The sequence below is a fragment of the Hugonella massiliensis genome (genome assembly GCA_001486445.1).
In the GTDB taxonomy this organism is placed as follows: domain Bacteria; phylum Actinomycetota; class Coriobacteriia; order Coriobacteriales; family Eggerthellaceae; genus Hugonella; species Hugonella massiliensis.
In genome coordinates, this window is the sequence record LN908986.1 from 319406 (window position 1) to 331988 (window position 12583).

9 protein-coding genes are annotated in these 12583 nt (G+C 64.5%); 6 read left to right on the top strand and 3 right to left on the bottom strand.

What is annotated here, in order from left to right:
• Nucleotides 1–150 precede the first annotated feature (150 nt).
• Entirely contained in the window at nt 151–1317 is a 1167-nt protein-coding gene (locus BN3270_RS03885) for a phosphoglycerate dehydrogenase (protein ID WP_058985865.1), read from the top strand.
• A gap of 91 nt (nt 1318–1408) precedes the next feature.
• Here BN3270_RS03885 and BN3270_RS03890 read toward each other — a convergent pair whose 3' ends face one another.
• Together BN3270_RS03890 and BN3270_RS03895 are read right to left on the bottom strand one after the other, a co-directional pair.
• On the bottom strand, nt 1409–2215 hold the full coding sequence (locus BN3270_RS03890) for an HAD hydrolase family protein (protein ID WP_271711918.1): 807 nt from the start codon (nt 2213–2215) through the stop codon (nt 1409–1411).
• Nucleotides 2215–2733: a flavin reductase gene (locus BN3270_RS03895; protein ID WP_058985866.1), complete on the bottom strand. Its 519-nt coding sequence runs from the start codon at nt 2731–2733 to the stop codon at nt 2215–2217. The genes BN3270_RS03890 and BN3270_RS03895 overlap by 1 nt, the downstream gene beginning before the upstream one ends.
• Nucleotides 2734–3121: 388 nt before the next feature.
• Between BN3270_RS03895 and BN3270_RS03900 the strand changes: the two genes are divergently transcribed.
• From BN3270_RS03900 to pknB, 5 genes are all read left to right on the top strand, one after another.
• On the top strand, nt 3122–4393 hold the full coding sequence (locus BN3270_RS03900; RefSeq protein WP_058985867.1) for an FhaA domain-containing protein: 1272 nt from the start codon (nt 3122–3124) through the stop codon (nt 4391–4393).
• Between the two features lie 60 nt (nt 4394–4453).
• A complete protein-coding gene (locus BN3270_RS03905; RefSeq protein ID WP_058985868.1) occupies nt 4454–4867 on the top strand; it encodes an FHA domain-containing protein in 414 nt (137 codons plus the stop codon).
• The gene (locus BN3270_RS03910; protein ID WP_058985869.1) at nt 4868–6085 is read left to right on the top strand and encodes a Stp1/IreP family PP2C-type Ser/Thr phosphatase; all 1218 of its coding nucleotides are present in this window, start codon (nt 4868–4870) and stop codon (nt 6083–6085) included. It abuts the gene before it with no gap.
• Complete coding sequence (locus BN3270_RS03915) at nt 6082–8835, top strand: FtsW/RodA/SpoVE family cell cycle protein (protein WP_058985870.1); 2754 nt, start codon at nt 6082–6084, stop codon at nt 8833–8835. Before BN3270_RS03910 ends, BN3270_RS03915 begins: the two co-directional genes overlap by 4 nt.
• 69 nt (nt 8836–8904) lie before the next feature.
• Nucleotides 8905–10875 (top strand): Stk1 family PASTA domain-containing Ser/Thr kinase, encoded by a 1971-nt coding sequence (gene pknB, locus BN3270_RS03920; RefSeq protein ID WP_058986787.1) that lies wholly within the window; start codon nt 8905–8907, stop codon nt 10873–10875.
• A 503-nt stretch (nt 10876–11378) separates the two neighbouring features.
• Here pknB and amaP read toward each other — a convergent pair.
• Nucleotides 11379–12500 (bottom strand): alkaline shock response membrane anchor protein AmaP, encoded by a 1122-nt coding sequence (gene amaP / locus BN3270_RS03925; RefSeq protein WP_058985871.1) that lies wholly within the window; start codon nt 12498–12500, stop codon nt 11379–11381.
• Nucleotides 12501–12583 lie beyond the last annotated feature (83 nt).

The window sequence follows — 12583 nt, forward strand, 5'->3', positions numbered from 1 at the left end:
CCCGCAGCCAGAGACGCGTGCGGAGCGCCCCGCCCCGCCCCGCACGCGCACCGCGACCGCTGCCGGTGATTGCTTGCTAATTCCTACCAAAAGAGTAAGGATTAACGAATCAGCGAGAGCAGCGCGAACCGCGCGAGCGAAGGAGCCTTCATGAACTACATCCACTGCCTGAACAACATTTCCACCAAGGGCACCAACCTGCTGCCCGACGAGTACCAGCTCACCGACGACGTGGACCAGGCCACCGGCATTCTGGTGCGCAGCGCCAAAATGCACGACATGGAGTTCTCCGACAACCTGCTCGCCATCGCCCGCGCCGGCGCCGGCGTCAACAACATCCCGCTCGAGCGCTGCGCCGACGAAGGCATCGTGGTCTTCAACGCGCCGGGCGCCAACGCCAACGCGGTGAAGGAAATCACGATCGCCGCCCTGCTCCTGGGCAGCCGCGGCATCGTCGAGGGCATCGATTGGACGCGCGCCAACGCTGACGACCCCGACATCGCCAAGAAGGCCGAAAAGGCCAAGAAGCAGTTCGCCGGCCGCGAGATCCTGGGCAAGAAGCTCGGCGTGATCGGCCTGGGCGCGATCGGCGCCAAAGTCGCCAACGCCGCCGTCGATCTGGGCATGGACGTTTACGGTTACGACCCCTACGTGTCGGTGAAGGCCGCCTGGAACATCTCGAGCGCCGTCCACCACGTCACCGACCTGGTCGAGCTGTGCGGCACCTGCGACTACCTCACCATCCACGTCCCGGCGATGCCTTCCACCAAGGGCATGATCAACGCCGAGGCCGTCGCCGCCATGCAGCCCGGCACCGTGTTCCTGAACTTCTCCCGCGATACCCTGGTCGACGAGGACGCGATGGCGGACGCCCTGGCAGAAGGCCGCGTCGCCCGCTACATCACCGACTTCGCCACCCCGACGGTCATGAAGATGGAACACACCCTGGTCCTGCCGCACCTGGGCGCTTCGACCGCCGAAGCCGAAGACAACTGCGCGATCATGGCCACCAACGAGCTCATGGACTACATCGACAACGGCAACATCACCAATTCGGTGAACTTCCCCGCCGTCAGCGCCGGGGTTCCCGCCGAAGGCAACGGGCGCATCGCCGTCCTGCACGGCAACGTCCCGAACATGGTCGGCCAGATCACCGCGATCCTGGCAGAGGCCGGCGCCAACATCGCCAACATGGCCAACGCCTCCCGCGGCGAAGCCGCCTACACGCTCATCGATACCGACGCCCCCGTCGACGATGGCGTCCGGGCCGACTTGGCCGCCATCGAGGGCGTGCGCCGCGTGCGCATCATCGCCTAGAGCGCTTTCTCCCCTAGACGTACAAAGGGCGTTCCGGCCGCAGTCGGAACGCCCTTCTTTTATGGAAGACACCGCGGCGAAAGGCGGCACCCTAAATCCATCCGAAATGCTCGCAGGCCTTTCGGATGCCGTCGTCGTCGGCATCAGCCGTCACGTACGTCGCCTTGGCCTTGAGCGCCGCGCGCGCATTGCCCATCGCAATCGACGTCCACCGCGGGTCGAACATCGTGAGGTCGTTCATGCCGTCGCCAAACACGACCACCTGGGACAGGGGCGCTTGCAGATGGTCCATAATGCGCAGGATGCCCCGCTTCTTGTCCACCGGTTCGACGAAGAGACAGTGAGTCGTCTGACGCGCGTGGGGAAGCGCCGCCAGAGCCGCCAGCTGCGGCTCGTCTTCGGCCACGCAGGCGATATAGACCTTGTTGAACTGGGGCAAAGCATGGAAATCGAGCCCCGGCACCACCCGCGTTTCCATATAGCCCGCATCGATGTAGGCGGCGAAGCGGGTGTCGGGCGCCAGACGCACCACCGAATCGTCGGGCGAGACGGCCCAAGCGAACCCCTTCGCGTCGCATTCCTCGAGCAGAGCGATGCAGGCCGCGCGGTCGAGCGGCTCGACGCCTAGGAACTCCCCGTCGATGATCGCACCGTTGCCCCCGTCGCAGACCATGTTGCGAAAGCCCTGCTCGGTGTAGAAGGGCATGGCCATCGCGTGGCTGCGACCCGTGGCGATGGCGGTGAAATGCCCGCGGGCACGCAGGCGGGCAAGGGCGTCGCGCGTGCCTTCGGGCACCTGCCGATGCCCGAGCGGCCCGCAAGCGAGCGTGCCGTCGATGTCGAAGAAGAAGTAGCGGCGCCCGTCGCGCAGCGCAGGCGCCTTCGAGTCGTCAGCCACTAGTCGCGCACCAAGACCTTCTCGATCGTCCCGATGTACATGGTGTGGAAGTTATCCGCATAGGCGCCCTTCGAATACCAGTTCTCGTAGGCGTCCGCATCGACGAAGCTCTCCTTGGGCATGGGAAGGGCCAGGGCCTTGCGGCAAACGAAGACCATCTGGGCCTCTTCGAAATAGGGAGCGCAGCCTTCGAAGGCAAGGGTGAGCCCGGCTTCGGCGATCTTGTCGCGGTCGCGGCCTGACACGGAACCGCACAGCTTCAGGGCGTCGCGGCAGCCGTCGCCGAAAAAGCTCAGAGTGAAGCAGTCGTTGGCGTCGACGAACTCCTTGGTGTAGCGCGTCTCGCGAATGTAGCAGGTCGCCGCCGGCTTGCCCCACCAAACGCCGAGGGCGCCCCAACTTGCCGTCATCGTGTTGGCCGCAGCGGGCGTACCCGCGGTGACGAGCATCCATTCTTTGGAAATCTTTTCGAAGGGGTTGAACGACAGGCTCTCCGCCGGCACTTCATGAAACGACATGGGTCCTTCTTTCTGTATGCGGGCGCTCGCAGCGCCTCGGGATGGTTCTCTTTCATGATACACGCGCCTTTCGGCCGAGCCGTCCGCGAAGTTGCGGGCCTGGCACGCGACTGTGGCGCAGGCCTGACGCGCGCAGACGGAACCGTCGGAGCGCCGCCCCCGCACGCGTCGCGCCTCGGTCGCGGATTCCTCCCGCACATGTCGCGCCCTTCGCGCACCCGCAGCGCGCAAGGAGCGCTTCCGCGCGCCGCTCCCCTGCGCGGCGGCGCCATCGGCTCGTTTTTCGTGGCGATTGGATAAACAACCCCTGCTACAGGCCCATTTGTGGCAAGATTGCAGGTTGTATTGGGATAACTTCGCGTATCTCCACGACGTATAAGGAGTACTGATGGGCATTTTCTCGCGGTTTGAACGAGGCATGGAAGACGGGATAGAAGGCGCCGCCGACAAAATCTTCGACGCGCCCATCTCGCCCGTTCAGATATCCAAGAAAGCCGAAAAGGCCATGAAGCGCGAAAAGATGGTGGGCGCGGGACGTCAGTACGCCCCCACCCTCTACACCGTGCTCGTGAACCCCGACGACGACCAGCGCCTGTTCGGCTACTACCCCACGCTCGCCGGTGAAACCGAAACCTACCTGGCCGCCAAGGCGCAGGAAAACGGCTTCACCATGGACGGCCAGCCGCTCGTGCGTTTCATCGTCGACGACGACCTGAAACACGGCAAGTTCGACATCATCGCCGAAATGGTGTCGGCCCCCATCATCGCGCAGCTGCGCCAAGAGGAAATGGCCCGCTACGGCCTGGCCCCCAGCGGCCGCCCGCAGCAGCGCCGCGCCGGCGGCCCCCAGCAGCAGGGTTTCGCCGCCCCCCAAGGCTTCGCGCCCCAGCAGCAGCCCTATGGCGCTCCCCAACCGCAGCCGGCCTACGGCGCTCCCCAACAGCAGGGTTTCGCCCCGCAGCAGGGATACGGTCAGCAGGGCTACGCCGGCCAAGCGGAAGGCGCCTTCGACACCTACCCCGCCGACGACGCCGCCCAGCCCATGGGCGCCCACGCCCAGCAGGCCCCGCAGCCGGCCCGCCCGTCCTACAACGAGCCCCTGCCTTACGTGCCCGAAAACGAAATCGACCGCTCGATCGACTACGGCGAATACACCTTCAACAGCAAGGATTTCAACCAGGACGACGGCGATGACGCCGGCTTCGTTCCCGGCGCCGAAGGCCGCACCGCCTACGGGCAGCGCAATTCGCAGCCCTTCGCCCAGCAGCAGGCCGGATTCGACGGTGCCGCGGGCGCACCCGGCGCGCCCGCGGCCCGCAACGTGCCCAACCCCCAGCTCTTCACCGACGACGCCGCCCAGCCCGTGCCCCCGCAGATGCAGGCGCGCCTGGTCGACACGGCGACGGGCCGTTCCTACGCGCTCACCAAGAACCGCATGATCATGGGCCGCAGCAGCGCAAGCGACGTGGTCGTCGACGACATCAACGCCAGCCGCAGCCACGCCGAGCTCCGCCTCGAGCAGAGCGGCGCCTGGTCGATCACCGACCTGGGGTCCACCAACGGCACCTACGTCAACGGCCAGCGCATCACCACGCGCTCGCTCAACGAGGGCGACCGCATCTCGGTGGGCATGACCGATCTGGGATTCACCTACAACTAAGAGGCGCGGCCCGCGCCCGTCCGCGTCACGGCGCGGGCAAGCCAACCAGAGGATGCTTTCGTGATCAACGTTACCCTGCTCATAGCGCGACTTTTGTTCGTAGCCCTGCTCTACCTGTTCCTGTTCGCCATCATGAAGACAGGGATCGGCCTGGTACGCGGCCAGCGCAAGAAGGAAAAGTCCTGGACCGTCGCGGTCGAAAAGGGGCCCAAAGAGCTGCGCGGCGTGCAGATCGCCGTGCACGGCCCCGTCATTGTGGGCCGCAACCCCGGCGCTGACATCGTGATTGGCGCCGGTTACGTGTCGGGCCGCCATGCGCGCTTCACGCTTATGGGCCAGAACCTCTTCATCGAGGATCTGGGCTCGACCAACGGCACGTTCGTGAACGGCCAGCGCATCTTCGAGCCCACGGCTCTGCGCAACAAAGACGTCGTCACCATCGGCGACGTCGCAATTCGAGTGAGGTTCGCATAAATGCCACGTCCCAGCGCTAACCGAGTGCATTCCGGCAGCATGTTCGGCAGCCGCACCGACATCGGGTGCGTGCGCGAGCACAACGAGGACAGCCTGGTCGTCGCGCCCCCGCTCTACGCCGTGGCCGACGGCATGGGCGGCCACGCCGCCGGCGAAGTGGCCAGCGAGGTAGCCGTGCGCTCCCTTGCCGAAAACGCCCCCACGACCGTCGACTCCGAAGGCCTGGGCAACGCCGTCATGACCGCCAACTACGCCGTGATCAACGCCGCCCAGGAAAAGGGCCGCAACGGCATGGGTACCACGATGACCGCCGCCCTGCTCGAACGCGACAAGCTCGCGATCGCCCAGGTGGGCGACTCGCGCGCCTACCTGCTCCACCAGGGCTCGCTCCAGCAGATCACCCGCGACCACAGCCTGATGGCCGACATGATCGAAGCCGGTGAAATCACCCCCGAAGAAGCGCGCGTCCATCCCCAGCGGTCGGTCATCACCCGCGCTCTGGGCAGCGACCCCGACATGCAGCCCGACCTCTACGAGATCAATGTGTCGGCCGGCGACCGCCTGCTGCTGTGCTCCGACGGCCTCACGACGATGCTCGAAGACAGCGAGATCGAAAAGATCCTCATCCGCACCCGCGACCCTCAGCGTTGCGCCAGCATCCTGGTCAACGAAGCCATCGCCGCCGGCGGCCACGACAACGTGACCGTGATCGTCGTCGACGTGGAAGGCGACCGCGAGCGCCAGGTGAAGAAGACCAAGCGCAAGGGCCGCGCATGGGCCGTGGTGATCGTGCTCGCCCTCATCGCGACCGTCCTCGGCGTCTGCTACGGCGCTTACACCTACACGCAGTCGACCGCCTACCTTGCCAACCAAGACGGCAAGGTGGCCGTCTACCAAGGCGTGCCCGACACCGTGCTGGGCATCAGCCTTTCCCATCTCGACCACGTCACCGACGTCAACGTCGACGACCTGCAGCCCGGAGTGTCGACCCGCCTGAAGGAAGGGGTCATCCGCGCCGACAGCCTCGACGCCGCCAACAGCCTGGTTGAAGGCTACGAAGAAGACATCGCCGCCGGTAAGAAGCCCACCGCCGAAGCCGAACAGCTCGACGCGAACACCGACGCGGCCGCAATCAGCCCGTCTGCGGCCGCCTCTTCCGCTACCGCCGCTTCGTCCTCGAGCTCTGCATCCAGCTCGCAAGGAGGTACGCTCCAGTGACGCGACGCAACACCGAACTCCTCCTGCTGCTCATCGCAGCGCCGGTTGTCATCCTGCTCTACGCGATGATCGTCCTGAACAACGGCGAATCGATCGACGTCAACACGCTCGGCGTGCCCCTGGGCATGTTCGCCACGTTCGCAGCGGCCCACCTGGCCGTGCGCAAGTGGGCACCCGCCGCCGACCCGGCGATTCTGCCCATCTCCTTCGCCCTTTCGGGCATCGGCATCGCCTTTATCACGCGCCTGAACCCCGACATGGCCGTGCGCCAGTTCCTCTGGCTGCTCGCCAGCGTGGTCTGCATGGTGCTTGTGCTCATCTTCCTGCGCAAGCTCGACCGCGTGGCCAACTACAAGTACACCCTCATGGTCTTCGGCATCGTCTTGCTGCTGTCGCCCATGCTGCCGGGCATCGGCAAAGAGATTTCGGGCAGCCGCATCTGGCTGGGCATCGGCTCGTTCAGCTTCCAGCCCGGCGAGCTCGCCAAGATCCTCATCGTCATGTTCCTGGCCTCCTACCTGGCCGCCAACCGCGAGATGCTTTCGGTGTTCACCTGGAAAGTGGGCCCCTTCCACCTGCCCGACCCGCGCGCGCTTCTGCCCATGCTGCTCATGTGGGGCCTGTCGCTCGTCGTCGTCGTGTTCGAAAAGGACCTGGGCAGCGCCCTCGTCGTCTTCTTCGTCTTCCTTTCGATGCTCTACGTGGCTACCGGCAAGAAGGCCTACGTCGTCACCGGCATCCTGCTCGCCGGTATAGGCGCCGTGGCCATGTGGGGCATGTTCTCGCACGTGCAGGTGCGCGTGAGCACCTGGCTCGACCCCTTCGCCGACGCGTCAGGCACGGGCTACCAGCTCTGCCAGGCCATCTACTCCATGGCCGACGGCGGCATCTTCGGCGTGGGCATCGGAAACGGCATGTGCGATAAGATCCCCGTCGTCGAATCCGACTACATTTTCGCCGCCATCGCCGAAGAAGGCGGCCTGTTGGGCGCTGCCGGCCTGCTCTTGCTCTACGTGTGCTTCGCCGTGCGCGGCATGGTCACCGCCGGGCGCGCCAAGAGCGACGTGAGCTCGTTCATCTCCTGCGGCCTTACCGCCGCGATCGTCCTGCAGGCCTTCATCATCGTGGGCGGCGTCACCCGCCTCATCCCGCTGACGGGCCTCACCCTGCCCTTCGTGAGCCAGGGCGGTTCCTCCCTGCTCGCCTCCTTCATCATCGTGGGCATTCTGCTGCGCGCCGGCGATGCGGGCACGGGTGTCGAAACCGAGATGACGGGCGCCACCACACAGATCAGCGGGGCCAGCGTCCTCGGCCGCGTGGCCTTGGGCAAGCGCCTCACCCACCTGATGATCTTCATCTCGATCCTCTTTGCCGTGCTCATCGCCAACCTCACGATGCTCATGGTGGTCAACGCCGACACCTACAAGAACCTGTCGACCAACAACCACACCATCCAGAAGCAGGCCTCGCGCGAACGCGGCACCATCTACACGGCCGACGGCACGGTGCTCGCGCAGAGCGTGCCCAACGGCGACGGCACCTACACGCGCGTCTACCCGGCGGGCCCCTTGGCCGCGCACGTGGTGGGCTACTCTTCTTCCAAATACGGCACCGCCGGAATCGAAAAGGCCGCAAACGACGAGCTCACCGGCACCAACAGCTACTCATCGTGGACCGATGTGATCAACGATTTCGCCGGCGTCGAACAGTCCGGCAACGACGTGCGCCTCACAATCGATTCTTCGGTGCAGAAAGCCGCCCAGGAAGCGCTCGACGGCTACAAGGGCGCCTGCGTGGTGCTCGACCCCGAAACGGGCGCCGTCCTCGCCCTGGCCTCTGCGCCCACCTACAACGCCTCCGACTTCGATTCCATCCTGTCGGGGAACGGCAGCTCCGATGCCATGTACAACCGCGCTACCCAGGCCCTCTACGCCCCGGGTTCCACCTTCAAGATGGTCACCCTGGCAACGGCCCTGCAGAACGACATCGCGAGCGAGAACACGAGCTTTTCGGCTCCGAGCTCGATGGATATCGGCAACGCGCCCGTCACCAACTACCACAGCACCGGCTACGGCACGATTTCGCTGCGCACGGCCACCGAAAAATCGGCCAACACCGTGTTCGGCCAGCTGGGCGAGCAGATCGGCCCCGACCTCTTGGTGAAATCGGCCGAGCAGTACGGCTTCAACAGCGACGTCTTCTTCGAGCTGCCGCTTTCCAAATCGCTCATGCCCGACCCAAGCGAGATGACCACGTGGGAAACCGCCTGGGCAGCCTGCGGCCAGCCTGTAGGTCAGCACTCCTCCCCCGCCGGTCCGCAGGCCACCGTCTTGCAGATGGCCATGGTAGGCGCCGCCATCGCCAACGACGGCGCACTCGAGCAGCCTTATCTCATCGATTCGGTGTACGGCTCCGACGGCGCCAAGATTTCCTCGACGTCGCCCACGACGCTTTCCAACACGATGTCGACCGACACCGCCAAGCGCGTGCGCGACGTGCTCGAAGGCGTCGTTACCGAAGGCACCGGCACGGGCGCCAAGATTTCCGGCGTCTCCATCGCCGGCAAGACGGGCACCGCCCAAACGGGCAAGGCCCACGACGATTCATGGTTCGTAGGCATGGGACCCTCGGACGACTGCAAGGTCGTCGTGGCGATCGTGCTTGAAGAAGCATCCGATACCGGCACGAACGCAGCCACGCGCGCCAACGGCGTGTTGAAGGCCGCACTCACCGCTCAAGGTTGCATGTAATACAATGAGCTGGTGTCGCACAACCCGCACCAGCGTGCATTCTGAAGGAGTTCCCACGTGAACGGAAACATGGTAGGCCGCGTGTTCAACAACCGCTATCAGATCACCGAGCGCATCGGCATCGGCGGCATGGCGGAAGTGTACCGCGCCCAAGACCGCGTGCTCGGCCGCCTCGTCGCCGTGAAGATCATGCTGCCGCAATACGCGGCCGATCCCGAATTCACGCACCGGTTCCGCCAGGAGGCCGCAAGCGCCGCCAACCTGCAGAGCCCCTACATCGTCAACGTCTACGACTGGGGCCAGGACGAGGGCACCTACTACATCGTGATGGAATACGTGCGCGGCAGCGACCTGAAGACCGCTATCCAGCAGCGCGGTGCGATCAACCAGCGCAAGGTGGCCGAAATCGGCGCCCAGGTGTGCAAGGCCCTTACGGTGGCCCACAACCAGGACATCATCCACCGGGACATCAAGCCGCAGAACATCATGGTTCAGCCCGACGGCAACGTCAAAGTGATGGACTTCGGCATCGCGCGCGCCAAGAATTCCGTGAAGTCGCAGACCTCGCAGGTGCTCGGCACCGCCCACTACATTTCCCCGGAACAGGCGCAGGGTAAAGAGCTCACCGCCGCTTCCGACATCTACTCGCTCGGCGTGGTCATGTACGAGGCCGCCACGGGCAAGCTGCCCTTCGACGGCCCCGACGCCGTGTCGGTCGCCATGAAGCAGGTGCAGGAACAGCCCGTACCGCCCAGCCAGATCAAGCCCGATATCGACCCGGGCCTTGAAGCGATCATCATGCGCGCGATGGAGAAGGACCCACACCAGCGCTTCGCCACCGCCAACGACATGAAGAACGCCTTGAACGACTTCTTGGCCGGACGACCGGTGAACGTCAACGACGACGCGACCCACGTTATGGGCGGCTATATGCCCCCTATGGTCGAAGGCACCTCGGTCATGCCGCCCGTTGCCGGAGACGCCGCGCATACCCCGCAGCAGCACACGGCCTACCGGTCTTCCGACACGAAGGAGCCCCAGAAGAGTCGCAAGCCCCTCTATATCGCGCTCGCGGTTATCGCGCTCGCAGTTATCGCCATCCTTGCCTTCGCCCTGGGCGGCAACCAGGCGGGAACCGTCCCCAACGTGACCGGCCAGACCCTCGAACAGGCCGAAGCGACCCTCGAACAGGCAGGCTACACGGTGGGCACCACGACCGAGGTCTTCGACCAGAACGTGCCGTCCGGCAGCGTCGTGAGCACCGACCCGGCCGCGGGCACCCCCGCCGCACAGGGAACCACCGTCAACCTCACCGTATCGAAGGGCAAAGACCAGGTGCAGGTGCCCGATCTGTCGGGCATGACCGCCGACCAGGCCAAAGCCGCCCTGCAGAAGGTGGGACTGACGGCCGTGCAGGGTGATCCCAAGCACTCCAGCTCGGTGGCCGAAGGCAAGGTCTGCGAACAAGACCCCGCTTCTGGGACGGCCGTCGATGCCAACTCGACCGTGACCTTCCACCTATCGAGCGGCCCCGAAACCACGTCGGTGCCCGACGTGACCGGCATGAGCGAATCGCAAGCCACGTCGGCGCTGCAGTCGGCCGGCTTCACGGTAAGCACGAGCACCCAAGCCTCCGACAGCGTTGCCAAGGGCAACGTGATCAGCCAGAACCCCAAGTCTGGTGCGAAGGCGCAGGCAGGCAGCAAGGTGACGATCGTCATCTCGAGCGGGTCCGAATCGAAGAGCGTCCCCGACCTTACGGGTCTGTCGCAGAGCGACGCCGAAAACCAGGCCGATTCTGCAGGCTTCAACTTCTCGGTGACGAGCACGGAAAGCAGCTCGACTGTCGCCAAGGGTTACGTGATTCGCCAAAGCCCGAGCGCTGGGAAGAGCGCCAAACCGGGCACGACAATCGGCGTGGTAGTCAGCAGCGGTCCCGACAAGAGCTCTTCGACGACAAGCGATTCGAGCTCGTCGAAGTCGGACGACTCCACCAGTTCATCGAGCACGTCGTCATCGAAATCGAGCAACGACGACTAACGACATACCAAAAGGAAAGGGCTCTGCGGGGGCCCTTTCCTTTTGACCAGGCGTTGACGGAAGAGGCGCGCATTAAAGGCGACAGCCCCTCGCCCAATTACAGGTCGCCGTGCGCGTGCAAGAAGCCGCGACCCGCGCCCGAAGCCAGCCGTTCACGCCGGAAGATCGCACATGCATGTTGGCGTCCACGGCTGCAGCCGGGAGCCGAAGCCACCCGCTAACGCCAGAGGCTTGCAGATGGCTTGCCAATCGAGTTTTCGAGGAATATCGGCTGCGATCTATGAAATCTGACTATGTTGCTCAACGTTTTGGTGTTGTGTGTTCATTTTCTTTGCTCTACCACCGGAAATTAGCTCGAAAACTTGATTGGCAGACCATGACGACGACCATTTCGTTTTTCGACGCAGGAACGGGTCTGAACGCGGTGGAGCCGAAAATGTTGTAAATATGCCTAATTCGCGTTTCCGCGGTTGGTCAAAATCATACTTTTGTACAGTTTTGCATCATATGTATATAAATGGCGCCTCTGATTGGAAAGAGATGCTTTCCGCAGAGGTCGAAGACCGCGAATTAGGCATATTTACGTCAAAACTCCCCCCCTGGCGTAATGGGCGCAAACAATGGGGAGCGCGATTCTGAAGAGGGGACGCGAGCGAAACGCGAGCTGGGAGCCGAGATGCACGCGCCCCACCCCACGAGCAGAACGCAACTGACGCCAGGGGCGACAGCGCAGCGTCTCGCCCCGCCCCGCAGGACGAGCAACCCGGCAGCAGGGGCGCCAGCGAAGCGCACGCGCCCCGCCCCGCAGGTGGAACGCGACCCGCGACAGGGGCGACAGCGGGCGCATCCACCACCTCGTCAGCCGACTCCACCGTCGCATCAGCCGGCCTCTCGTCAGCCACATCCTCTTCGACGGCCACAGCCTCTACCGGCTCTTCAGCGGTTTGGGCCTCATCCTCTGCAGGCTTCTCTTCCGGCGCCTCATCGGCAGCCCCGAGCTTGCGATCGACCGGACAGGGAATCACGTCGATCGGCCGCGCCTCGCCGGCGGCGAAAGCAGCGATGCGCTTCTGCATGACCGCCTCCTCCTCGCTCGACATGAGGTCGTCGGGATTGTGGTTCTTGCGCACGTCGATGACCACCTTGCGCACGCGATTGCCCGTGAGGTGTTCCACTGACGTTTTTACCTCGCTTTGAATGACGGGAGCCACGCTCGCGAAAGGAATCACACCGCGGGGCGCCACGCGCGCAGTGATGTCGGCATAGGGATTCTTGCGGTTCACCAAGCGCGCCTTGGTCTTCAGGCTGCGTACTTCGGGGTGCTGCATAACCACGTCTTCGGCGGTCTGCTCGATCGTGTCGCGCGAGACCAGCACGCTGCCGAACTCGTTGGACGACTCTTCGTAGGAGCTTTTACTGCGGGTGCAGAGGGCCCGCAGCAGCAGAAGCACGCTGCCAAATGCGACGATAGCCACCAGCGCGAGCAGGACCACGTTGAACCAGGCCTCGCTGCCCACCGCATCGAGGGCGCTCGCCACCGGGTCGATGCCGAACCAATAGCCGGCCCATGCGCCCACCAGGAGCACCACCGCAAGGAAGTAGATGACCATACCGAATTTTCGCATGTCGTCGCGCCTCGTTTCCTGAGCCCTGAGAACTGAACCGATGATAGCAGACGCGATAAAATGGGCGAACACACCAGGGAAAG

Bases quoted from the DNA above. Each gene is read 5' to 3' on its own strand.
- BN3270_RS03885 (WP_058985865.1), top strand. From the start codon at position 151: ATGAACTACATCCACTGCCTGAACAACATTTCCACCAAGGGCACCAAC.
- pknB (WP_058986787.1), top strand. From the start codon at position 8,905: ATGGTAGGCCGCGTGTTCAACAACCGCTATCAGATCACCGAGCGCATC.
- BN3270_RS03900 (WP_058985867.1), top strand. From the start codon at position 3,122: ATGGGCATTTTCTCGCGGTTTGAACGAGGCATGGAAGACGGGATAGAA.
- amaP (WP_058985871.1), bottom strand. From the start codon at position 12,500: ATGCGAAAATTCGGTATGGTCATCTACTTCCTTGCGGTGGTGCTCCTG.
- BN3270_RS03895 (WP_058985866.1), bottom strand. From the start codon at position 2,733: ATGTCGTTTCATGAAGTGCCGGCGGAGAGCCTGTCGTTCAACCCCTTC.
- BN3270_RS03910 (WP_058985869.1), top strand. From the start codon at position 4,868: ATGCCACGTCCCAGCGCTAACCGAGTGCATTCCGGCAGCATGTTCGGC.